The following is a 22422-nucleotide window of genomic DNA, read 5'->3' on the forward strand; positions in this document are numbered from 1 at the left end:
CCGCCGGGTCAGACGACCACGAATTTCTTTTCGCCGGGATCATAACACTGAAGGCCACCTTCACCGATATCTGTCCACAAACCGTGCAGGCTGAGCGAGCCGCTCTCTACCGCCGTGGAGATGAAGGGGAAGGTCATCAGGTTTTCGAGCGAAGCAACAACCGCCTGCCGTTCGAACTGGCGCGCTTGGTCGGTGCTGTCTTCGATATCGGCAACCAGATCATATTTTGGTTTGAGGATATCCATCCAGCGACCAACAAAGCTTTCTTTGGCTTCCAGCAGTGGTGCCTGGCCCTTGCACATGTCGATACAGCCCTGCACACCACCGCATTGGGAATGGCCCAGCACGATCAGATGCGCCACTTTCAGCGCGGTCACCGCGTATTCGATGGCAGCACTGGTGCCGTGATGATCACCGTCGGGCGCATAAGGCGGAACCAGGTTTGCAATATTGCGGTGAATAAAGAACTCACCCTGATCCGCCCCAAAAATCGAGGTGACATGAACCCGGCTGTCGCAACAGGAAATCACCATGGCCCGCGGACGCTGCCCTTCGGTGGCCAGACGGCGATACCAGACCTGGTTTTCCGAATATGTGGTGGCTTTCCAGCCATGATACCGATTGACCAGATAGTTTGGCAGAGGTTTGGCGAATTCCATTCTTGTGTCCCTGTTCATGTCTCGGTGGACTGCTGTAACCTGAATTCGAAGAAAATTCGAGCCATTATCCTGCCCCATGGCAAGGTTTTGCAAAGGAATTGCGCACCACATTCGGGCTATGCCGTGGGGGCGTATAGAATTGGGGTGAATGTGGTGGAAAAGATCGTCACGCTTGAACACAAAGAAACAGTGCGGCTGGATTCGGATCGTCTGAATGGGCTGTATCGACAACTGGGTGAGAAAAACGCGTTGGACGTGCTGTGTCGCACGGTCGAGGAATTGGCGGTGCGCCTGTCGAATTGCGAGCGGTTCTGGAGACAGCGTGACTGGGCCGGGCTGCGCAAATGTGCGCGATCCATTGTGGCCATTGCCGAACAGATCGGAATGATGGCGCTGGCCTGTGTGGCGAATGATGTGGCGCAGAATGTGGACGCGGGCGACTCGGTCGCCGCCGGGGCCACGCTGTCGCGGCTGATCAGGGTGGGTGAGAAATCGCTGACCGTGATCTGGGATCAGCAAGATCTTTCGGTCTGACAGGGCTTGCGGACGGTCCATGGACGGCTAGGTTGGGCATAAGCCACAACAGTCGAGATTTCCATGACCCTGTCTTTCGCTCCATCGTCGGACGCATCTGTCCCCCTTCAAGTCATTGCCCAGCCGGATCTGGACGACTGGCTGGCGGGCCAGCCCGAAGCCGTGACGACCTGGGCCAAGATCAGTGGATTTACTGGTGCACTGGGTCAGGTCTTACTGATTCCCGGCGCTGACGGTGCGGTACAGTCTGCTTTGGCGGGGTATGGCACAGCCACAGGTCGGGCCCGCAAGCGGTTTCCGCTGGCCGCCGCCGCCGAAGCCCTGCCCGAAGGCACATATCACATCGCATCGGGCATAGACCAAGCGGATCTCGAAACCGAATGCCTGGGGTGGTTGCTGACCGGCTATGCCTTTGACCGCTATGCCAGCCAATCCCCGGCCAAGGCCCGATTGGTTGCCCCCGACGGCATCGACGCCGCCCGGCTAGAGGTTCTGGCCGGGGCCGAGGCCTTGACCCGCGATCTGGTCAATACACCGGCCTCTGATATGGGACCGGAACAGCTTCATAGCGCAGCCGAAGCCCTGGCGCAGGAATTCGGCGCCTCTTTCGAGGTTGTTCTGGGCGATGCCCTGCTAGAGCAGAACTTCCCCATGATCCACACGGTTGGCCGCGCCGCCGCACAAGCGCCCCGTCTGATTGAGATGAACTGGGGCGTGACAGGCCCAAAGCTGACCCTTGTCGGCAAGGGCGTCTGCTTTGACACTGGCGGGCTAAACCTGAAACCCGGCGCCTCGATGGGGCTGATGAAGAAAGATATGGGCGGGGCCGCAAATGTATTGGGGCTGGCCCGGATGATCATGGCGCTGGAGCTGCCCGTGCAGCTGCGCGTGCTGATCCCGGCGGTAGAGAATTCCGTTGCGGGCAACGCCTTCCGGCCCGGCGACATCCTGACCTCGCGCAAGGGGCTGACGGTTGAGATTAACAATACCGATGCCGAAGGGCGCTTGGTTTTGGCCGACGCATTGGCGCTGGCGGATGAGGGCGAACCGGATTTGGTAATCTCGATGGCGACACTGACCGGGGCGGCACGTGTGGCGGTGGGCAGCGATCTGGCGCCGTTCTATACCGACAGCGATACTGCGGCGAACGCCTTGACCCGCGCAGCGGGCAAAGCGGCCGATCCGGTCTGGCGCATGCCTTTCCACGACCCCTATGAGGGCCTGATTGAACCCGGTATTGCGGACCTGGATAACGCACCGGCGGGTGGTTTTGCCGGTTCGATCACCGCCGCGTTGTTCCTGCGCAGATTTGTCGGTGACAGCCCCTATATGCATTTCGACATCTTCTCGTGGCAGCGCAGCAAGGAACCCGGACGCAGCAAGGGCGGGTTCGGTCAGGGGCCCCGCGCCCTTCTGACTGCCCTGCCCGAGATTTTGGGCCTATGACCCGGCAGCGCATCATACAACCGGTCATCGACCTGTTGCGCGCCCCGGACGGGCCGCGAGATCGCCAGCTTTTGTATGGGGATGGTGTTTGCACGCATGAAGAGAACAACGGCTGGAGCCGGATCACCTCGGACAAGGACGGCTATGCGGGCTGGGTCCGGTCAGACTGTCTGGCCCCAGATGTGCCTGCCACCCACTGGATCACGGCACCGTCAACACATGCATATGAGCAACCGAACATGAAATCCCGGGACCGAACCTCGTTAAGCTTTGGCAGCAAGGTTCAGACAATGTCCGAACAGAATGGATTTATTGAGACGGAGCTAGGCTTTATCCCGGCCATACACGCCAAACAGATCAACGTCACCCTGACCGATCCGGTCGCCGTGGCCGAACTGTTTCTGGGAACGCCCTATCTTTGGGGCGGCAACAGCCGGTTCGGGCTTGATTGTTCAGGTCTGGTTCAGGCCGGAATGCTGGCTTGTGGGCTGCCCTGCCCCGGTGATAGTGGCGACCAGGAGCGTGATCTGGGTCAGGCGCTGACCCCTGGCACACCCGCTCAGCGCGGTGATCTGTTGTTCTGGAAAGGGCATGTGGCCTGGGTCTACGGCGACAATATGCTGCTGCACGCAAATGCGTTCCACATGGACGTGACCTTTGAGCCGATGGATGTTGCAATCACGCGCATTCTGGAACAGGGCGATGGGCCCGTGACCGCCCATAAAAAGCTCTAATCCAAGTCGACCGACCGTATCAGCTTGCGTTCCAATACCCGCAGAACTGTGCGCAGATCATGACCGCGTTTCAGGATGCGGCCATCCATACCGACCACCGAATACATCCCTTGTCGTGCCCGCAGACGCGGATCTTTTTCGACCCGATAAATCGGATGCTCTGCCGTGCGGCGGAAGATGGAAAACACCGCCATATCACGCAGGTTCGAGATCCCGTAATCGCGCCATTCTCCGGCGGCGACCATCCGGCCATAGACAGAAAGGATTTGGGACATCTCGTGGCGGTCAAACGCGACAGGCATCTGGGTCGGGTTTGCAGAAAACCGGCTGGGAGGCTGCATGTTCATGCCCCAAGCCTTGCCGGAAAACGTGTTCGAATCAAGCCTATCCGCAATCGGGTGTGACTTTTTCGTCGGTGCTAGCGCTGTCGCCCAACCTGTCGGCAGATCAGGATCACCGGCAACAACCCCACTGCCAGTATCACCAGCGAGGGCACAGCAGCGCCCTCTAACCGCTCGTCTGATGCCAGCCGATAGGCCTGCACCGCCAGCGTATCGAAATTGAAAGGCCGCATGATCAGGGTCGCGGGCAGTTCTTTCATCACGTCCACAAAGACGATCAACAAAGCTGTCAGCAGCGACGGCGTCAGAATCGGCAAATGCACCCGGCGCAACGTCCCCAGCGGCGTTTGCCCCAAAGACCGCGAGGCCGCATCCATATTGGCATGCACCGTGCTCTGCCCTCCCTCATATGCGCTGAGCGCGGCGGCCAGAAACCGCACCATATAAGCGGCTACCAACAGCCAGATCGAACCGGTAACAAGCAACCCGGTCGACAGGTCGAAATTCTGCCGCATCCATGCATCCAGTGCGTTATCGAAACTGGCAAATGGCACCATCAGCCCGACGGCGATCACACCGCCTGGAACCGCATAGCCCAGCCGCGCCATGTACCCGGCACCAGAGGACACCCTCCCCGGCCGCAATCGCTGAAAGAACCCAACGCTGATGGCCGCAAAAACCGTGACAACCGCCGCCACACCGGCCAGCGTCAGCGAATTCTGAATGAACCCGAGATAGCGCCGTGACAGAAGGTTCTGTTCGGACTCCATCCCCATCTGAACCAAAATGAACACCGGCAACAGAAATCCGAACAGCACCGGTATGGCACACAGGGAAAAAGCCGCGCCCGCTTGCCAGCCCTTCAGCCGGGCGGATGGCAGCGAGGCGTGGCTTTTGCCTGCCTGATAGTATTTGGCCTTCCCGCGCTGCATCCGTTCCGCCACGGCCATGACCAGCGCAAAGCCCAGAAGGCAGAGCGCCAGCTGCGCCGCACCCACCCGATCACCGATCGAAAACCAACTGGTATAGATGCCCGTGGCAAATGTCTGCACCCCGAAATAGGCCACGGTGCCGAAATCGGCGATGGTTTCCATGATGGCAAGCAGCACGCCACCCGCAATCGCCGGGCGCGCCATTGGCAGCGAAACGTGCCAAAAGGCCAGCCACGGACTTTTGCCCAACGCGCGCGCTGCCAGAAAGGCCGTTGCACTCTGCTGCAGAAAAGCGGCCCGGGCCAACAGGTAGACGTAAGGATACAAGACCAAGATCAACATCACCGCCGCACCCTCGGTCGACCGAATCTCGGGGAACCAATAGTCGCGCGGGCCCCAGCCCGTTACCTGACGCAGGGTGGTCTGGACAATGCCCGGATGATCAAGAATGAATGTATAGGCATAGGCCAGCACATAGGCCGGGAAGGCCAGCGGCAGCACCAACGCAATTTCCAGAATGCGCACGCCAGGGAACCGCGTCATCGTCACGAGCCAAGCTGCGCCCACGCCGATGGAAAACGTGCCCGTGGCCACCAGCACGACCAGTATCAGTGTCGTCATCGCATAGCCGGGCAGAACAGTTTCCAGGAGATGCGAAACCGTATCCGTGCCGCCCGTCGTTGCGGCCAGAACAACCGCAAGCATCGGCAACAGACAGGCTGCCGCCACAAGGCAGGCCACCACGCCGACGAGGCGTGTACCTACAGCGCCGCGGTTGCGCCTTCCGTGCTCAGAGATTTCAATATCGGCCATGATCCCGGCTTTAACTGGCTAAGGCGCAGAGTCCGTCTTTAATCGACCAAAACGCTCGGAAACACCAGTGGGCAGCGAAACAAATCTGCGACACATACTGCCGCAGAGTTGCACAGCCTTCATTCGTAGACGCGCTGATCCTCGATCACCAAACCATCTTTCGGCAGCGATCCCGGCGCCACGACTTCGATCGCGCCTTTCAACTTCAGCACCTCGACGACGGATTTCGCATAAGCCAAGTCATCTCCGCCGGCGCTTTCGATCTGAACCTTCATCGTGTCCATCTCACCCTGGCGGGCGGCAATGACGCGCGCCTTGACGATTTCATCATGCTTGTCGACCAGCGCCGCGACCTGTTCAGGGCGCACGAACATACCCTTGATCTTGGTTGTCTGATCCGCGCGTCCCATCCAGCCCTTGATGCGCATGTTGGTGCGACCGCAAGGTGACTGACCAGGTTGAACCGCCGACAGATCACCGGTGGCAAACCGGATCAGCGGATAATCGGGGTTCAGTGAGGTCACGACAACCTCACCCACTTCACCCGGCGCGACCGGGTTTCCGGTTCCGGGGGTGACGATCTCGACGATGACATGCTCATCAATGATCATCCCGTCCATCGCCGGGCTTTCATAAGCGATGCTGCCCAGATCGGCGGTGGCATAGCATTGCAGACAGGCGATACCGCGATTGGCGTATTCCTGACGCAAAGACGGGAACAAAGCACCGCCACCAACAACGGCAGTCACGAAATCCAGTGCCACGCCCATCTCATCGGCCTTGTCCAAAATGACCTTGAGGTAATCCGGTGTGCCCGCATAAGCGGTGCAGCCGACATCGCGCGCGGCGGTTACCTGCAGTTCGGTTTGGCCGGTGCCGGCAGGCAGCACAGCAGCCCCCACCGCCCGCGCGCCACTTTCAAAGATCATGCCCGCCGGGGTCAGGTGATAGCCAAAGCAATTCTGAACGATGTCTCCGGGCCCGACACCTGCTGCGTGCAGGAACCGCCCCATCCGCCACCAGTCGTGATCGGTGCTGCCGGGCTCATAGATCGGGCCGGGCGACTGGAAAACATGATGGAAATGCCGGGCCGGTTTGACGGTAAACCCGCCAAAGGGCGGGCGCGACGCCTGCGCCTTAGCCATATCGGACTTGCGCAGAACTGGCAGCTTCACAAGGTCGTCCAGCGACTTTACAGCTGCCGTATCAACATCCGCCATATGCGCCGCAAACCCCGGAGCCGAGTTCGCGCGCGTGATCTGTACCTGCAACGCCTCAGACTGTTCAGAGGCGCGCTGGTCGGCCGAGCGGGTTTCTAGCGCATCGTAGAATTTCGTCATCGCCAAATCCTCCATCCGCCTACAGCCACCTCTTGCGGCGGCGGTATGAGCGCACATCGCGGAAGCTTTTGCGGCCGTCATCCGACATGCCCAGATAGAATTCCTTAACATCGGGGTTTTCGCGCAGCTCGGCAGCTGGGCCATCCATCACCACGCGGCCGGATTCAAGAATATAGCCGTAATGTGCGAACCTGAGCGCCACATTGGTGTTCTGCTCGGCCAGCAGAAACGAGACGCCCTCTTTTTCGTTCAGATCTTGGACGATGCCGAAAATCTCTTCGACAAGCTGCGGGGCCAGCCCCATGGACGGCTCATCCAGCAGGATCGTCTCGGGCCGCGACATCAGCGCCCGACCCATCGCAACCATCTGTTGCTCTCCGCCCGACGTGTAACCCGCCTGGCTGCGGCGGCGTTCCTTCAGACGTGGGAAATAGGTGTAAACAAGGTCCAGATCCTGTTGGATCGCGGCCTTACCATCTTTGCGGGTATAGGCGCCGGTCAGCAGGTTTTCCTCGACCGTCAAATGTTCGAAACAATGGCGACCCTCCATCACCTGGATGACGCCTTTTTGCACCAGATCGGCAGGCTCACTTTCATGCACGCTGGTCCCGCGATACTTGATTGATCCCTTGGTGACTTCGCCCCGTTCCGAATGCAGCAGGTTCGACACCGCCTTGAGTGTGGTGGTCTTGCCTGCCCCGTTGCCGCCCAGCAGGGCCGTAATGCCCCCTTTGGGCACCGTTAGGCTGACGCCTTTCAGCACAAGGATCACATGATTGTAGATCACCTCGATATTGTTGACCTCAAGCAGGGTTTCCGCCTGCACGTCAGTGGTTTGTGCCGCATCCAGCATCAGCGCGTGTCCTCATGCCTGTCCCGAGAGGGACCGTTGGGATAGAGCGGCGGCTACCCGCCGCTCTGGTCAGTTTCGCGGCCCCGGATCAAGACCGGGGCCAGCCACTTATTCACACCCAGGTGTGATGTTGTTTTCCGCTGCATAGGCTGCAGAATCTTCTTCGATCAACGTGTTGATCACATCTGCATCGGTCGGCTGGAAGTCCTGAACCGGGTTCCAGGTTCCGGCCGCAGCATCCCACTGCACAACGCCGACAAGGCCGGGTCCGCCGTGATTTTCGCACGAGACCGAGAATTCAGGCCCGAAACCGGTCATGCCCAGCGCTTCCATCTTGGCGTTGGTCATTTCCAGCGCCTCCATACCATCGCGCATCATGGATGCGTCGATATCAGCGGTATTGTGGATTCCCTGCGCAGTCTTCACAGCTTCAGCGGCCAGCATGGCGGCATAGAGACCGCGGTTATACTGAACCGAGCCAAGCTGATCGCCCGCACCCGCCGCTTTGCCTGCATCCACCACGTATTTCTGCAGATCGTCATAGACCGGATAGTCCATGCCCAGCCCGGTAAAGGTCAGTGCCTTATAGCCGTTTGCCTTGTCGCCCGCGGGCTGCACGTCAAATTCAGCGCCAGACCACCAGACTCCGATGAAGTTTTCCATCGGGAAGCGGATGTTCGCAGCTTCCTGCACCGCGACCTGGTTCATCACGCCCCAGCCCCACATGATTACATAATCAGGCTTTTCGCGGCGAATTTGCAGCCACTGCGATTTCTGTTCCTGACCGGGGTGGTCAACAGGCAGCAGCGTCAGGTCGTACCCGTGCTTTTCAGCCAGGGTCTCCAGCGTGCGGATCGGTTCCTTGCCATAGGCCGAGTTGTGATAGACCAGTGCGATTTTCTTACCGTTCAGGTCACCATCGTTTTCGCTCAGCAGATAGTTGATCGCGCCCGACGCTCCGTTCCAGTAGTTGGCCGGATAGTTGAACACGTGGCTGAATACCTTGCCGTTCGCAGCAGAGGTCCGGCCATAGCCCATCGTGTGCAGCGGAATTCCATCTGCGGTCACTTTTGGGATCAACTGGTAGGTAATGCCGGTCGACAATGGCTGATATACCAAGGCGCCTTCGCCCTTTGTGGATTCATAGCATTCTACGCCTTTTTCGGTGTTATAGCCGGTTTCGCATTCGATCACATTGGCCGAAACACCTCCGATGCCGCCGTCACGCTCGTTGAGCAGTGTGAAATAATCGGCATAGCCGTCAGCAAACGGGATACCGCCTGCCGCATATGGTCCCGTCCGATAGCTGAGCGACGGGAACACAAGGTCGGCCATGGCCGGACCTGCGGCCATCATGGCGCTCAGCGCCAGGGTTGCCAGTTTCGTCTTCATCGGGTGTCTCCTCCCTTGATTGGTCCGATGTTGAATTCGGGCTTTGCACCCGTCTTGTCTTTGGGCCTGCCCGTCAGTGCGGAAACGGCCAGAGTCTGAGTTTCTCTTTCGCCACACGCCAAAGCTGCGCCAGCCCATGCGGTTCCAGAATCAAGAACATGATGATGAGTGCGCCGACGATCACCAGATTGAGATGCGCAACGATGTCAGTGGGCCAGCCCAGTAGATCGACACCGACCACCTTCAAAACAACCGGCAGCAATACCAAGAAAGCTGCCCCGGCGAAGGAGCCGAAGATAGACCCTAATCCGCCGATAATGACCATGAATAGGACCAGGAACGATTTCTGGATGCCAAAGACTTCGCCAACCTCAACCGCGCCCAGATAGACCGCAAAGAATAGCGCCCCCGCGATACCCACAAAAAATGAGCTGACAGCAAAGGCGGTCAGTTTTGCCTTGAGCGGGTTTACCCCGATGATCTCGGCCGCGATATCCATGTCGCGGATCGCCATCCATGTCCTGCCGGTCGTTCCCCGAGTCAGGTTCCGTGCAATGATGGCGCAGAAGGTCAGGAAGATCAGGCAGAACAGATAGGTTGCCCAGGCCGGAGCATTCGGGCCTGTGATGATGATGCCGAACACATCCCGCTCGGGCGCGTTGATCTGCCCAGATGCCGAGTAGTTGTAGAACCACGGCACACGGTTGAACAGCCACACCAGAAAGAACTGCGCCGCAAGCGTGGCCACGGCCAAATAGAACCCTTTGATCCGAAGCGAAGGCAATCCGAACAGAACACCGACAATGGCGGTGATCCCGCCCGCAAGGATGACATGGATGAACATGCTGACTTCGGGAAAGGCCGTCATCAGCTTGTAGCAGGCATAGGCCCCCACAGCCATGAACCCACCGGTACCCAGCGACACCTGCCCGCAATAGCCAACCAATACATTCAAACCGATGGCGGCGATCGCATAGATCAGAAACGGAAGCAGCAGCGCGTTCGCCCAGTAGTCATTGATGATGAATGGAATGATCCCAAATGCCACTGCCAGCACCACATAGTACCGATACCGGTCAAATTTGATCGGAAAGGTCTGGCTGTCTTCCACGTAAGAGGTTTTGAAATCTCCGGCCTCGCGATAAAACATGTCTTACTTTCCCCATTCTTCCTGCGCCCGGTCGCGGGCGACAGTGTTCAGTTGGCTGGAGCCTTTGGCATATCCGCTCGCCTCTGAGGCGCGCACAAGTTTCATGTAGGCCATGACGCCGGTGACCAGCCCGGCAAAAGCCAGGATCGCGGCGATCGTCAGTTGGCTGTCGGTCAGATCGTCCGAGGTCAGGGCGATATACCCAAACGCCCAGAACCCGGCCCATGCGATAACGTTGAGAATGGCGATGAGTTTAGTCATACGCTCACCTCAGACCGGCGTTTGTTAAGCCAGTGTAAGACACCAGCTAGGGCCGCGTAGAAGAACAGCGAGTCCAGAGCCCTTAGATATCCGACATAAAGCAGCATTCTCATCTCCCACTCTGTATCACCCACCAGCGCCATATTGGACCCTGAGAGACCGATCTCGAAGCAATCACCCAGCGACCGAGCAAATCCGTAAACCAGCAATACAACGGGGAGTGATTTGAAAAGGGGTGCCAGCTTATCCATCTATACTCTCTCGATAATTTTCTCACCGAACAGACCCTGCGGCCGGAACACAAGGAAGATCAGCGCAAGCACGTAGGCAAACCAATTCTCGGTCGCACCGCCAACCATCGGGCCAATGGCGAACTCGAACAGTTTCTCACCCACACCGATGATCAACCCTCCGACGATGGCTCCGGGGATCGAGGTAAACCCGCCCAGCATCAGCACCGGCAACGCTTTGAGCGCGATCAGCGACAGTGAGAACTGCACGCCAGACTTGGTGCCCCACATGATACCCGCGACCAGCGCTACAAACCCGGCCACAGACCAGACCATGATCCAGATGAAGTTCAGCGAAATCCCGACCGACAGCGCCGCCTGATGGTCATCCGCCACCGCGCGCATCGCCCGGCCCTGCTTGGTATATTGGCTGAACACAACCAGCGCCGCCACCAGCAGCGCCGCAATTACCGTTGCCACAATGTCCAGATTGTCGATGAAGAACCCATAGCCGAAGACGTTAAAGGTCGCTTCATCGAGCCAGAGGTTGATGCCCTGCGGCAGGCCTACATCCAGCGTCTTGATCTCGGACCCCCACATCAGGTCGGCCACGCCCTCAAGGAAATAGGCCAGCCCGATGGTGGCCATGAACAGGATGATCGGCTCTTGGCCAACCAGGTGGCGCATCACGAACCGCTGCACCGCCCAAGCCAGCAGAACCATCACCGCCATAGTCAGAATAATCGCCAGCAGCGCAGGGACACTCCAGCCAAAGTAATGGATATGCGTCCCGAAAGTCGCATTGATCAGATGTGCAAACGGCACCTGCCCGTTCATGATCCCGACCAGAGTCATCGCGGCAAACAGGGCCATAACCCCTTGCGCATAATTGAAAATCCCTGACGCCTTGTAGATCAGCACAAAGCCCAGCGCGACCAGCGCATAGAGCACCCCGGCCATAAGACCGTTGAGGATGACTTCCATCGCAAATACGAGTTGTTCAGGCATCCTATGTCCTCCGAACAGATTTCATCTGGCGCGTCATCCCGGAAAATTCGTCGAATTTTCTCAGCCCGTTCCGTAGATCAGTCATGGCTCACCCCCAGATAGGCATCGATGACTTCCTGATTGTTGCGCACCTCATCAGGCGTGCCGTCGCCGATCTTCTTGCCGTAATCCATCACGACCACCCGATCGCTCAGATCCATCACCACGCCCATGTCATGTTCGATCAGGGCGATGGTGGTGCCGAATTCATCATTCACGTCGAGGATAAAGCGGCTCATGTCCTCTTTCTCTTCAACATTCATCCCGGCCATCGGCTCATCCAGCAACAACAGCTTGGGTTCAGCGGCCAGCGCCCGGGCCAGTTCGACCCGCTTTTTCAAGCCGTAGGGCAGGCGTGAAACGGGCGTCTTGCGGATATGTTGGATTTCGAGAAAGTCGATGATCCGTTCGACAGCCTCGCGGTTTTCGGTCTCTTCGGCCTCGGCCTTACCCTTCCACCAAGCCTGCTGCAGGATATTGGTCTTCATATAGTTCAGGCGCCCGGTCATGACGTTGTCCAAAACGCTCATCCCTTCGAACAGGGCGATGTTCTGGAATGTTCGCGCAATCCCCTGCCGCGCGACCTCATAGGGCCGCATTGGAGGGCGCTTGGCCCCGTGAAACCAGACCTCGCCCTCTTGTGGGACATAGAACCCCGAGATTACGTTCAGCATCGACGATTTGCCCGCCCCGTTCGGACCGATAATGGCGCGGATCTCACCCTCACGGATGTCGAACGAGATATCCTTGATCGCCACCACACCGCCAAAGCGCAGAGTGATGTTCTTCATCTCCATCACGACGCCGCCGATCTTGCGGCCGTCTTCGGTGACATATCCTTCGGAACTATCCAACATCAGCCCCTCCTTGACTTACGCAATACACGGAATGGCGGGCGGGCGATGACCATAGGTCGAGCGGCGCAGGACCGGACTTCATTCCGCCGCTACCTTGTGTTGCGCGACCGTTACAACCGGCGCATCCACGATCTCAAGTGTGGCACTGATCGAACCCTTGCGGCCGTCCTCATAGGTCACCTCGGTCGTGGTCGAAACGCTTGAAGACCCGTCGTAAAGGGCGGTGATGATGTCGTGGAATTTCTCTTCGACAAAGCCCCGGCGCACTTTGCGGGTTCGGGTCATCTCACCGTCATCCGCATCCAGTTCCTTGTGCAGCACCACAAAGCGATGCACCTGACAGCCCGACAGCATTTCATCGGCGGCGACCGATTTGTTGACCGCTTCCACATGGGACTTGATTGTCTCTAACACTTGCGGATGTGCCGTCAGTTCCTGATAGGACCCATAGGCGACGTTGTTGCGCTCGGCCCAATTCCCCACGGCGGTAAGGTCGATATTGATGAACGCCACGCAGCGATCCTTGCCATTGCCGAACAGCACGACCTCAAGAATATCGGGATAGAACTTCAGCTTGTTCTCAACATATTTCGGCGCAAACATCGAGCCATCGACCATTTTTCCGACGTCCTTGGCGCGGTCGATGATCCGCAGATGACCGCTGCTTTCCTCAATGAACCCAGCATCACCCGTGGCCACCCAACCCTCGGCATCCTTGGTCGAGGCGGTCGAGTCCGGGTTGTTGTAATATTCGACAAACACACCTGGCGAGCGATAGTAGATCTCGCCCGATTCGGCGATCTTCAGCTCGACATCTGGCGCGGGCACACCAACCGTATCGGCGCGCACCTCGCCATCGGGCTGCACGGTGATGAAGACCGTCGCCTCGGTCTGCCCATAAAGCTGCTTCAGGTTAATCCCCAGCGAGCGGTAGAAATCGAAAATCTCAGGCCCGATCGCCTCGCCTGCCGTATAACCGACCCGGAACCGGCCATACCCCAGCGTATCCTTCAGCGGCCCATAGACCAGCAGATTGCCCAGCGCGTATTTGATCCGATCACCAAACCCGACCGCTTTGCCATCCAGCAGTAACCCACCCACCTTTTTGGCATGGGCCATAAAATGGTGGAACATACGCTGCTTCAGCTTGCCCGCATCTTCCATCCGGATCATGACATTGGTCAGCTGCGTTTCAAATACCCGCGGCGGGGCAAAGAAATAGGTCGGACCGATCTCGCGCAGGTCGGTTATCATCGTGTCAGCGCTTTCGGGGCAATTCACACAGAACCCGCACCAATAGGCCTGACCGATGGAAAAGATGAAATCACCTACCCAAGCCATCGGCAGATAGGAAAGGATGTCCTCATTCCGGGTCAGGTGGTCAAACTCTGCAGAATTCTTGGCGCTTTCGATCACATTGCGGTTCGACAGCACCACGCCTTTCGGCTTGCCTGTGGTGCCCGAGGTATACAGCATCACACAAGTGTCGTCATAGGTGATCGCAGCGATACGCGCGTCCAGCTCGGCATCAAAGCGAGCATGACCTGCGCTGCCTTCGGCCTTGATGTCGTCCAGCGCGTTCATCTGGGAATGATCATATTTCCGCATCCCACGCTTGTCAGTGTAGAGGATGTGTTTGATCTGGTGAACTTTTTCCTGAATCTCGATGACCTTATCGACCTGTTCCTGGTCACCGCAGACGACATATTTTGCACCGCAATGTTCCATCACATATGTCATCTCTTCGGCGACCGCGTCCTGATAGAGCGGCACCGGAATCGCACCCACCATTTGGGCCGCAACCATCGACCAGTAATGCGCCGGGCGGTTCCGGCCTATGACGGCGATATGGTCGCCCTTCTCAACGCCAATCTCAAGAAACCCCAGCGCAATGGCGCGGATTTCCTTGGCCGCCTCGGCCCAGGTCCAGCATTGCCAGATCCCGAATTCCTTTTCGCGATAGGCCGGGGCATCCCCGAACTGAATCACATTGCGGTGTAGCAGCGCCGGAAGAGACTGCATCCCTTCAGCGCCTGACTGCGTCTGAGTCAATCTTTTTCTCCTCCCCACCCGGCCCCTCCCCGGGCCGGAAATGGCGGGTCCGGGTCTGGCCCGGACGCCAACGCCCCGATTAAGGGACGTCGACACGATCAACGTCAAGTTTTGCCTGATGTTTTCTCAATTCTTACGAAATGTAACAAGTTGGGCCGTGCCGCCCGGGCCATACACCTCGTCAGAGACCCGACCCGAGATGACCACAAACTGTTCCGCGAACTGCAAATTTGCAGCAGGTAAGCGCGTTCATCCACGCATACCGGTATTGGCTTGGGGTTTTGTATGTTTACCGCGCCTGGAATTCACCGTATGCATCCAGCAACTGAGTAGGATATTCAGAGCGGTTTTTCATGCCCATTTGCTATGCATGTGTATCGACCGAAGGCATCGGTTATGCGGAATGATCCAGATCGCATGACCAAAACCGCTCGAATTGTGCGATCAGAGGCGTGCGTCTTTGAAATCAACCGTTTTCTTGGACGGTCGGGCAGCACGAATTCCGACCCCTTTCCCACCCCAATACGCAAGGCAGGACTGCCGAGATGAATGTCACTCACCAGAGCATCACCAATGTGCTTTCTCAGCATTATGACCTGACACCTTCGACCGGATTGGTCGCGGATATGCAGGATATCTATGCACGGATGGACCGGGTGGTGGCGCCACCGGATTTCGCAATCTATGCGCCCTATATCAAGGCGATCAATGCGCTCAAGAAAGAGCGCGACGCAGTCATTCTGGGCCACAATTACATGACGCCTGAAATCTTTCATGGCGTGTCGGATTTCGTGGGTGACAGCTTGCAGCTGGCAATGAAGGCCAGCGACGTCGAAGCCGATGTGATCGTGCAGGCGGGCGTACATTTCATGGCCGAAACCTCGAAAATCCTGAGCCCCCAGAAAACCGTGCTGATGCCAGACATGGCCGCGGGTTGTTCGCTGGCCGAAAGCATCACGGCAGACGGGATCGAGGAGATGCGCGCCAAATATCCCGGCGCACCGGTCGTCTCTTATGTGAACACCACCGCCGAGGTGAAGGCGGCATCCGATATCTGCTGCACATCGTCCAATGCCGTTCAGATCGTCGATGCGATGGAATCCGACACCGTCATCATGACGCCGGACCAGTATCTGGCGCAGAACGTGGCAAATGAAAGCCGCAAGAACATCGTGTACTGGCCGGGCTCGTGCATCGTGCATGAACAATACACAGCGCAGGACCTGCGTGACTTTCGCAAATGGAATCCCGGCACGCGGCTCATTGCCCACCCGGAATGCCCGCCCGAAGTGGTGGCCGAGGCCGATTTCTCTGGCTCGACCAGCGGGATCATTAAGTATGTCAGTACCGAAAAGCCCGAAAAGGCGATGCTGATCACCGAATGCTCGATGGCCTCGAACATCGCCGATGAACTGCCCGAGGTCGACTTTGTCGGCCCCTGCAACATGTGCCCCTACATGAAGAAGATCACGCTGCAAAAAATCCTCTATGTGCTGCACACGATGGAAGGTCAGGTCGAGGTTGACGCCGAGATCGCGGAAAAAGCGCGCCATTCGGTGCAGGCGATGATCGACCTGTCGCGAAAGCTGGGTCTCTGATCCGAGATGGAAACCATCACCACCGACCGCGTTATCATCGTGGGCGCCGGGTTGGGCGCGCTGTATGCTGCGCTGAAACTGGCCCCGCATCCGGTGGTGGTGATCTCTCCTGAAGCGTTGGGCGACGGTGCCAGTTCCGCCTGGGCGCAAGGCGGGGTGGCTGCGGCGATGGACGCCCATGACAGCCCGGAAAGCCATGCCGACGACACTGTAAATGCCGGTGCGGGCACCGTGGATCCGCAGGTGGCTGAATTGGTGACGCGTCAGGCGCGCGACTATATTCTGGACCTGACCACGCTGGGCACGCCTTTCGACCGGACCGCGGGCGGCGGTTACGTGCTGTCGCGCGAGGCTGCGCACAGCTTTGCTCGTGTCGTCCGGGTCAAGGGCGATCAGGCAGGCGCGCAGATCATGGCCGCCCTGATCGAGCAGGTGCACGAAACACCCTCGATCCAGGTGCTGGAGGGCACCATGGCCCTAGGGCTGGATGTCGAGGATGGGCGTGTTACCGGCGTCAGCATTCAGCGTGCGGATAAGGGCGGGTCAGCCCCAGTGATGCTGCGCGGGGCTGCCGTGTTGCTGGCCGGGGGCGGGTCCGGTGGGCTCTATGCGCTGACCACCAACCCGCCGCGTATCCGTGGGCAGGTCATCGGTATGGCTGCGCGCGCGGGGGCGCTGATTTCGGATGCCGAATTTGTGCAGTTTCACCCCACCGCCATGGATGTCGGCGAAGACCCTGCGCCGCTGGCAACCGAAGCGCTGCGCGGTGAAGGCGCCATTCTGGTCAACCGTCATGGCGCGCGGTTCATGCAGGCCATCCACCCGGATGCCGAGCTTGCCCCGCGCGACGTCGTCGCCCGCGCCATCTATGCTCAGGTTCAGGCGGGCAACCGCCCCATGCTGGACACGCGCGAGGTTCTGGGCGAGGAGATCAAGGCTCAGTTCCCCTCGGTCGCGGAATATTGCGCCCGCAATGGAATCGACCCGGCGCAGGAGCCCATCCCCGTCGCCCCCGCAGCGCATTACCACATGGGTGGCATCGCGACCGACACCAGCGGATGCGCCAGTATCGACGGCTTATGGGTCTGCGGTGAGGCATCCTCGACCGGGTTGCACGGCGCCAACCGTCTGGCCTCGAACGGTCTGCTTGAGGCGCTGGTCTACGCCCGCATCTGCGCGGAAGGCATCGCCGGAACCTTGCCAGCAACCGGCGCGACGCCGCCGCTGGAAATCAGTTTCGAGGACGGCGGCACTCCGTCAGACCCCGCCGCCGTGGCCGAGCTGCGCCAGACCATGACTCGCAATGTTGGCGTTATCCGTGATCGCAAGGGCCTGACCAAAGCGCTTGGCACCATCGCGCGGCTCGAGGCGGCAAACAGCGACAACCCGTCTTTCCTGAACATGTGTGCCACCGCCACTTTGATCGCCGCGGGCGCTTTAGCGCGCGAAGAAAGCCGCGGCGCGCATGAGCGATCCGATTTTCCCGACCCCTCGGCCGGACCCGGCAAAAGGTCCGAAATGTACTTTTCCCAAGCACTCGCCATCCGCGCGCAGGCCTGCAAGGAGCAATCATGAGCTTCTCTACCGTTCCCGATCTTGTCCTTGAACCGATGATCCGCATAGCCCTGATGGAAGATCTTGGCAGCTATGGCGACGTCACCACCCGCGCGGTGATCCCGGCGGATACCACCTATGATGCCTGCCTGAACGCGCGCGAGGATGCGGTCGTGTCCGGCATGCAAGTCGCGGCGCTGGCGTTTCGCCTGATCGACCCCTCATTGGACATCACCACGCATATTGCCGATGGCCAACCCTGTAAGGCAGGCGATACGCTGATGACCATCAAGGGATCGGCCGCCTCAATCCTGTCGGGCGAACGGGTGGCCCTGAACTTTGCCGGTCGCCTGACCGGGATCGCCACAAAGACCGCCGGCTTCGTGGCTGAAACTAAAGGCACAAATGCCCGCGTCACCTGCACCCGCAAAACAACCCCCGGCCTGCGTCTGGTTGAAAAACTGGCCGTGCTGCATGGCGGCGGGTTCAACCACCGATACTCTCTGTCAGATGCGATCCTGATCAAGGACAACCACATCGCAGCCGCTGGCGGGGTGCGTCAGGTGCTGGAGGCCACCAAGGCCCATGCCAGCCACATGATGGCCGTCGAGATCGAGGTGGATCGGCTGGACCAACTGGCCCAAGTGCTTGAGGTCGGAGGCGCCTCGGTCGTCCTGTTGGACAATATGGACAATGACATGCTGCGCGAGGCGGTGGCGATGGTGCATGGCAGGCTCAAGACCGAAGCCTCGGGCAATGTGAAACTGGATCGCATCGCCTCAATCGCGGCAACGGGTGTTGACTATCTCTCTTCAGGTGCATTGACCCATTCGGCGCGCACCGTGGATTTGGGATTGGACTTTCCGGTCTAGACCACGGTCGCGCGTCAGCACTGGCACATGGGCTACAGCTGCTAACCCTGTGCAGAAAGCTCCACCATTTCCCTGTGCCGGTCCCGCGCCTGCCCCTGTACACGCTTGACGAAGGGCTGAGGCAGCTCCGGGCCGAGACGTGTTCCATATTTTTCGCAGGATTTATCACCGATCAGCTCAGCGAACCTGACCCATGTGCGAAAGGCAAAAACGTCCCGCAAGCTGAGGATCGGTTTGGAATTGCTTGGTCTTTCCGGGGCAGGCATCGGAATGTCCGTGAAATACGCCTCTTCGATCCCGCTCCAATCGGATGGTGTTTCAAAGTCGTCCCCAGCATCCTCGGAATACTTAAATTCGGGGTATTCCATACTGTATTCAGAACATCCGTGGGATATTTTCGAATGAACCCCGGTGATCTCAAATTCCACCTGTGCGGCACGGAAAATCGCAAGACACTCTTTCGCCTCTGCGATCGACTCACAATAGATATACGCCTTATAGGGAAACTTGACCGCTTCGCGCAGCTCAATCATGCTTTTTCTGGCATTGTCCCTGGGCAGCTGCAGGTTGAGCAGCAAGAAATAGACCTGAAACATCCCCTCAAGGTTCTCTGGCAGGATCTGCACCTTGTAGCACTCGTGGCACAGTCCACAAATCACCTTGGTTTCTTCAAAGAAATTCAGGCGTTGGCCGCAATTCCCATGCTCGCCATTGATGGTGATGGTTTGACCCACATAGATCTGGGCGATGGGCACAGCCAACTGGATATTCTGTGTGTCCAGGGCTTTCATCCAACCGGAATAGGCGGCGGTCTGCCGCCCGGTGTCGACCAGGGCTGCCTGCCAGCCCTTTTTCAACCCGCCCGTCACCTCAAGCTGCGCTTTGCTGTAGGCGCCCAGATGCTGTTTCGGCAGGTTGGAGTATTCCAGCATCGTCACAAGCTGCCGGATGGCCTGTCGGTCATTGGGCTTGAGTGAAACCCGCTTCTCAAGACGTTCCAGCTGCGCGTAATCCATCACTCTGGCCTCCTGCTTCGGGTTTGGCCCGCCAGTTTTTCTTGTGATTGCGCCGAATGAGGTCGCCGTCAACTGAAATGCGCGAAACTGACTAGCTGCCGGATTGTTCTGAGACGATCTCTCCGAGCCGGGTAAAGAATTTCCCCGACAGTTTCTTGGCAGTCCCGGCAATCAAACGGCTGCCAAGCTGGGCGATCTTGCCGCCGACATCCACCTTAGCAGTATAGGCAAGAACCGTCTCGGACCCGTCTTCGGTCAGGGTCACATCGGCACCGCCCTTGGCAAACCCGGCAGCCCCGCCTTTGCCCTCGCCCTGCAGCGAAAATCCGTCCGGTGCCTTGGATTTATCCAGCGTGACCTGACCCGCGAACCGCGCTTTCACCGGGCCGATTTTCAGAACCACCTTTGCCTCAAGGTCTTGCGGCGAAGATTGGGTCAGCTCTTCGCAGCCGGGGATACATTCCTGCAGGATATCGGGGTTGTTCAGCGCCTCATACACCACGTCCCGCGGGGCAGCGATGCGGATTTCGTCACTGAGTTCCATTCTGGCATCCTTCGCACAACAGCTTTGTGCCTATCAATAACGCGGTTTTTGCCAAATGTTTCAATTTTTTGTTTCAGATCAGGATACGCGACCCCAAACCTTACCTAATCGGGCGCCACCGGTTTGCGGTGAAGCCCAATGCGGTCAGTCGCTGATCGCGCCCTCTTCGTCGCGGCGCTGATGCATCTTGGCTTTGACACGCGCGCCTACGATCAGAGGCAGAACAAATCCGATCAGGGCAATGGACCACAAGCCGATGGCCAGCGGGCTGTCAACCAGCGTCCACCAGTTGCCATTGTCGATGGTAACCGCGCGGCGCAAGTTATTCTCCATCGAGTTGCCCAGCAGCGTGCCCAGAATGATCGGCACCAGCGGCACGTCCAGCTTGCGCAGAACCCAGCCCATGACACCGAACCCAATCATCACCAGTAGATCAAAGCTGGACCCCGAGATGCCGTAAATACCCACAAAGCTGACCATCGCGACGACGGGCATCAGGATACGCGAGGGCACCATCAGGACGCGGGTGAACAGGCCCACCATCGGGATATTCATCGCGAGCAACATAAAGTTGGCAATGAACAGTGCCGCAATCAGGCCCCAGACCACATCCGGGTTCTGGGTGAACAGCAGCGGTCCGGGCGTGATATTCAGCGCCAGCAGAACCGCCAGCAGCACGGCGGTGGTCCCTGACCCCGGCACGCCCAGCGCCAGCATCGGCACCAGGGCCCCCCCGGCGGCGGCGTTGTTGCCGGCCTCGGGCGCGGCGACGCCACGCGGATCACCGGTGCCAAATGTGTTGTCCTTGTCGACCAGCCGTTTCTCCATCGAATAGGAAATAAACGAGCCCAAAGACGCCCCGGCCCCCGGCAGAACCCCCGCCAGAAAGCCCAGGAATGAGGTGCGCAGCATGGTCGGCATGCATTGCTTGATCATCGACATCGGCGGGTAAAGCCGCCCGATATTCAACTTGCGCCCAGCGGCATCCGACCCGCCATGACGGTTTTCCAGAAAGATGAACACTTCGGACAGGGCAAACAGGCCGACAATGGCGACAAGGAAATCCAGCCCATCATACAGGTGCACCTCACCAAAGGTGAACCGCGGTACGCCGGTCTGGGTATCGACACCAATGGTCGCCAACCCAAGGCCCAGCGCAGCGGCAAAAGCCGATTTCGCCTGATTGGTCGAGGACACGCCGCCCAGCGTCATGAAGGCCAGCGCGAACAGGGCGAAATACTCAGCCGGTCCAAACAGCAGCGCGATCTTGACCAGCTGCGGCGCCAGAAAGATCAGGCCCCATGTGGCCAGAAACGCACCAATGAATGAGGCGATACCGGACAGCGAGAGCGCCTCGCCCGCAAGGCCTTTTTTGGCCATCGGATGCCCGTCCAAGCAGGTCATCATCGCAGGCTCGTCCCCAGGGATGTTCAGCAAGATCGACGAGATTCTCCCGCCATACATTGCCCCATAATAAACACTGGTCAGCAGGATCAGAGACGGCGTCGCGCCCAGCCCCAGCGTGAACGCAAGAGGAATCAGAATGGCCACGCCGTTCGACGGGCCCAGACCGGGCAACGCGCCCATGATCGTGCCCAGAAAACAACCCAACAGGGCCAGCAACAAGTTTTGCCATGTTAGCGCGATAGCGAATCCATCGCCAAGGGATGCAAGAGTTTCCATGACGTTCCCCTTAGAAACCCAATGGTCCGCGAGCCAGTGACAGGCCCAGAACCAGATGGAAGATGACGTAGATACCGACAGAAGTACCGATTCCGACCATTACGCTTTCGATCGGACCAGATCCCAGCCGCCAGGCCAGGTAAGCCGCAGCAAAGGCGGTAGAGATTACAAATCCCAGAACCGGCAACAGCTCGGCATAGAACATCATCACGACTACAGCGGCGCCGACTTCGACCAGCCGGCCCAGCGCGGGCCACTCGGGCTCGGCATCCGGGCGCAACGCGATGACCGCGCTGGACAGGCCAAGGATGGCGGCGACAATCAGTGGAAAGGCCTTGGGGCCAACCGCGTCTGACAGAAAGCTCTCTTCAATCGCCAGCGCTGACAGGGCAAAGCCGATGGCAAGAAGAATGCCGAAGACCCCGAATATGCGATCACTCATGGGTATCTCCTATGTAAGGGAAGTATGGGCCTGGTCGGGGTGCCGCGCGCCCGGCGCGACACCCCGCTCTCA

At 58.8% G+C, this 22422-nt stretch carries 22 protein-coding genes; 6 read left to right on the plus strand and 16 right to left on the minus strand.

Annotated elements, in window-relative coordinates:
* Positions 1-8: 8 nt before the first annotated feature.
* Complete coding sequence (locus AC2FIC_RS20005) at positions 9-659, minus strand: carbonic anhydrase (protein ID WP_496693092.1); 651 nt, start codon at positions 657-659, stop codon at positions 9-11.
* 144 nt (positions 660-803) lie between these two features.
* Between AC2FIC_RS20005 and AC2FIC_RS20010 the strand changes: the two genes are divergently transcribed.
* The 3 genes from AC2FIC_RS20010 (at position 804) to AC2FIC_RS20020 (ending at position 3373) form a co-directional block, all read left to right on the plus strand.
* A complete protein-coding gene (locus AC2FIC_RS20010; RefSeq protein WP_496690522.1) occupies positions 804-1193 on the plus strand; it encodes a hypothetical protein in 390 nt (129 codons plus the stop codon).
* 63 nt (positions 1194-1256) lie between these two features.
* Positions 1257-2639 (plus strand): leucyl aminopeptidase family protein, encoded by a 1383-nt coding sequence (locus AC2FIC_RS20015; RefSeq protein WP_496693093.1) that lies wholly within the window; start codon positions 1257-1259, stop codon positions 2637-2639.
* Positions 2636-3373 (plus strand): C40 family peptidase, encoded by a 738-nt coding sequence (locus AC2FIC_RS20020; protein ID WP_496693094.1) that lies wholly within the window; start codon positions 2636-2638, stop codon positions 3371-3373. The genes AC2FIC_RS20015 and AC2FIC_RS20020 overlap by 4 nt, the downstream gene beginning before the upstream one ends.
* Here the strand turns inward: AC2FIC_RS20020 and AC2FIC_RS20025 are convergent.
* The 11 genes from AC2FIC_RS20025 to AC2FIC_RS20075 all read right to left on the minus strand — a co-directional run bounded on the left by AC2FIC_RS20025 (position 3370) and on the right by AC2FIC_RS20075 (position 14611).
* On the minus strand, positions 3370-3720 hold the full coding sequence (locus AC2FIC_RS20025) for a DUF2794 domain-containing protein (protein ID WP_496693095.1): 351 nt from the start codon (positions 3718-3720) through the stop codon (positions 3370-3372). The genes AC2FIC_RS20020 and AC2FIC_RS20025 overlap by 4 nt on opposite strands.
* Positions 3721-3791: 71 nt before the next feature.
* The gene (locus AC2FIC_RS20030) at positions 3792-5459 is read right to left on the minus strand and encodes an ABC transporter permease (protein ID WP_496693096.1); all 1668 of its coding nucleotides are present in this window, start codon (positions 5457-5459) and stop codon (positions 3792-3794) included.
* Positions 5460-5578: 119 nt separating this feature from the next.
* On the minus strand, positions 5579-6799 hold the full coding sequence (locus AC2FIC_RS20035) for a phenylacetate--CoA ligase family protein (RefSeq protein ID WP_496693097.1): 1221 nt from the start codon (positions 6797-6799) through the stop codon (positions 5579-5581).
* A gap of 19 nt (positions 6800-6818) precedes the next feature.
* A complete protein-coding gene (locus tag AC2FIC_RS20040; protein ID WP_496679309.1) occupies positions 6819-7652 on the minus strand; it encodes an ABC transporter ATP-binding protein in 834 nt (277 codons plus the stop codon).
* Between the two features lie 108 nt (positions 7653-7760).
* Entirely contained in the window at positions 7761-9044 is a 1284-nt protein-coding gene (locus AC2FIC_RS20045; protein ID WP_496693098.1) for an ABC transporter substrate-binding protein, read from the minus strand.
* Between the two features lie 73 nt (positions 9045-9117).
* A complete protein-coding gene (locus tag AC2FIC_RS20050) occupies positions 9118-10194 on the minus strand; it encodes a branched-chain amino acid ABC transporter permease (RefSeq protein ID WP_142637529.1) in 1077 nt (358 codons plus the stop codon).
* Positions 10195-10197: 3 nt separating this feature from the next.
* Positions 10198-10455, minus strand: coding sequence for a hypothetical protein (locus AC2FIC_RS20055; RefSeq protein ID WP_496693118.1), 258 nt, complete (start codon positions 10453-10455; stop codon positions 10198-10200).
* Complete coding sequence (locus AC2FIC_RS20060; protein ID WP_496693119.1) at positions 10452-10706, minus strand: hypothetical protein; 255 nt, start codon at positions 10704-10706, stop codon at positions 10452-10454. The genes AC2FIC_RS20055 and AC2FIC_RS20060 overlap by 4 nt, the downstream gene beginning before the upstream one ends.
* Positions 10707-11693, minus strand: coding sequence for a branched-chain amino acid ABC transporter permease (locus tag AC2FIC_RS20065; RefSeq protein ID WP_142637525.1), 987 nt, complete (start codon positions 11691-11693; stop codon positions 10707-10709).
* 77 nt (positions 11694-11770) lie between these two features.
* On the minus strand, positions 11771-12589 hold the full coding sequence (locus AC2FIC_RS20070) for an ABC transporter ATP-binding protein (RefSeq protein ID WP_142637523.1): 819 nt from the start codon (positions 12587-12589) through the stop codon (positions 11771-11773).
* Between the two features lie 78 nt (positions 12590-12667).
* Entirely contained in the window at positions 12668-14611 is a 1944-nt protein-coding gene (locus AC2FIC_RS20075) for an AMP-binding protein (protein ID WP_496693129.1), read from the minus strand.
* A gap of 575 nt (positions 14612-15186) precedes the next feature.
* Here AC2FIC_RS20075 and nadA point away from each other — a divergent pair.
* From nadA to nadC, 3 genes are read left to right on the plus strand one after another with little or no spacing between them, the layout of a single operon-like run.
* Entirely contained in the window at positions 15187-16239 is a 1053-nt protein-coding gene (gene nadA, locus AC2FIC_RS20080; protein ID WP_496693120.1) for a quinolinate synthase NadA, read from the plus strand.
* A 6-nt stretch (positions 16240-16245) separates the two neighbouring features.
* Complete coding sequence (locus AC2FIC_RS20085) at positions 16246-17814, plus strand: L-aspartate oxidase (RefSeq protein WP_496693121.1); 1569 nt, start codon at positions 16246-16248, stop codon at positions 17812-17814.
* Positions 17811-18665 carry a carboxylating nicotinate-nucleotide diphosphorylase gene (gene nadC / locus AC2FIC_RS20090; RefSeq protein WP_496693122.1) on the plus strand — a complete coding sequence of 285 codons (855 nt, stop codon included), beginning with the start codon at positions 17811-17813 and terminating at the stop codon, positions 18663-18665. Before AC2FIC_RS20085 ends, nadC begins: the two co-directional genes overlap by 4 nt.
* A 41-nt stretch (positions 18666-18706) precedes the next feature.
* Here nadC and AC2FIC_RS20095 read toward each other — a convergent pair whose 3' ends face one another.
* The 4 genes from AC2FIC_RS20095 to AC2FIC_RS20110 all read right to left on the minus strand — a co-directional run bounded on the left by AC2FIC_RS20095 (position 18707) and on the right by AC2FIC_RS20110 (position 22350).
* Entirely contained in the window at positions 18707-19681 is a 975-nt protein-coding gene (locus AC2FIC_RS20095; RefSeq protein ID WP_496693123.1) for a hypothetical protein, read from the minus strand.
* Between the two features lie 91 nt (positions 19682-19772).
* Entirely contained in the window at positions 19773-20225 is a 453-nt protein-coding gene (locus tag AC2FIC_RS20100; protein WP_142637510.1) for an SRPBCC family protein, read from the minus strand.
* Positions 20226-20369: 144 nt separating this feature from the next.
* Positions 20370-21908, minus strand: coding sequence for a tripartite tricarboxylate transporter permease (locus AC2FIC_RS20105; protein ID WP_142637508.1), 1539 nt, complete (start codon positions 21906-21908; stop codon positions 20370-20372).
* 10 nt (positions 21909-21918) lie between these two features.
* Complete coding sequence (locus AC2FIC_RS20110; RefSeq protein WP_496693124.1) at positions 21919-22350, minus strand: tripartite tricarboxylate transporter TctB family protein; 432 nt, start codon at positions 22348-22350, stop codon at positions 21919-21921.
* Positions 22351-22422 lie beyond the last annotated feature (72 nt).

This window comes from Ruegeria sp. CDSC079 (assembly GCF_059610505.1).

Coding starts and splice junctions, on each gene's coding strand:
- AC2FIC_RS20005 (WP_496693092.1), bottom strand. CDS start 659: ATGGAATTCGCCAAACCTCTGCCAAACTATCTGGTCAATCGGTATCAT.
- AC2FIC_RS20015 (WP_496693093.1), top strand. CDS start 1,257: ATGACCCTGTCTTTCGCTCCATCGTCGGACGCATCTGTCCCCCTTCAA.
- AC2FIC_RS20020 (WP_496693094.1), top strand. CDS start 2,636: ATGACCCGGCAGCGCATCATACAACCGGTCATCGACCTGTTGCGCGCC.
- AC2FIC_RS20025 (WP_496693095.1), bottom strand. CDS start 3,720: ATGAACATGCAGCCTCCCAGCCGGTTTTCTGCAAACCCGACCCAGATG.
- AC2FIC_RS20030 (WP_496693096.1), bottom strand. CDS start 5,459: ATGGCCGATATTGAAATCTCTGAGCACGGAAGGCGCAACCGCGGCGCT.
- AC2FIC_RS20035 (WP_496693097.1), bottom strand. CDS start 6,799: ATGACGAAATTCTACGATGCGCTAGAAACCCGCTCGGCCGACCAGCGC.
- AC2FIC_RS20040 (WP_496679309.1), bottom strand. CDS start 7,652: ATGCTGGATGCGGCACAAACCACTGACGTGCAGGCGGAAACCCTGCTT.
- AC2FIC_RS20045 (WP_496693098.1), bottom strand. CDS start 9,044: ATGAAGACGAAACTGGCAACCCTGGCGCTGAGCGCCATGATGGCCGCA.
- AC2FIC_RS20050 (WP_142637529.1), bottom strand. CDS start 10,194: ATGTTTTATCGCGAGGCCGGAGATTTCAAAACCTCTTACGTGGAAGAC.
- AC2FIC_RS20055 (WP_496693118.1), bottom strand. CDS start 10,455: ATGACTAAACTCATCGCCATTCTCAACGTTATCGCATGGGCCGGGTTC.
- AC2FIC_RS20060 (WP_496693119.1), bottom strand. CDS start 10,706: ATGGATAAGCTGGCACCCCTTTTCAAATCACTCCCCGTTGTATTGCTG.
- AC2FIC_RS20065 (WP_142637525.1), bottom strand. CDS start 11,693: ATGCCTGAACAACTCGTATTTGCGATGGAAGTCATCCTCAACGGTCTT.
- AC2FIC_RS20070 (WP_142637523.1), bottom strand. CDS start 12,589: ATGTTGGATAGTTCCGAAGGATATGTCACCGAAGACGGCCGCAAGATC.
- AC2FIC_RS20075 (WP_496693129.1), bottom strand. CDS start 14,611: ATGCAGTCTCTTCCGGCGCTGCTACACCGCAATGTGATTCAGTTCGGG.
- nadA (WP_496693120.1), top strand. CDS start 15,187: ATGAATGTCACTCACCAGAGCATCACCAATGTGCTTTCTCAGCATTAT.
- AC2FIC_RS20085 (WP_496693121.1), top strand. CDS start 16,246: ATGGAAACCATCACCACCGACCGCGTTATCATCGTGGGCGCCGGGTTG.
- nadC (WP_496693122.1), top strand. CDS start 17,811: ATGAGCTTCTCTACCGTTCCCGATCTTGTCCTTGAACCGATGATCCGC.
- AC2FIC_RS20095 (WP_496693123.1), bottom strand. CDS start 19,681: ATGGATTACGCGCAGCTGGAACGTCTTGAGAAGCGGGTTTCACTCAAG.
- AC2FIC_RS20100 (WP_142637510.1), bottom strand. CDS start 20,225: ATGGAACTCAGTGACGAAATCCGCATCGCTGCCCCGCGGGACGTGGTG.
- AC2FIC_RS20105 (WP_142637508.1), bottom strand. CDS start 21,908: ATGGAAACTCTTGCATCCCTTGGCGATGGATTCGCTATCGCGCTAACA.
- AC2FIC_RS20110 (WP_496693124.1), bottom strand. CDS start 22,350: ATGAGTGATCGCATATTCGGGGTCTTCGGCATTCTTCTTGCCATCGGC.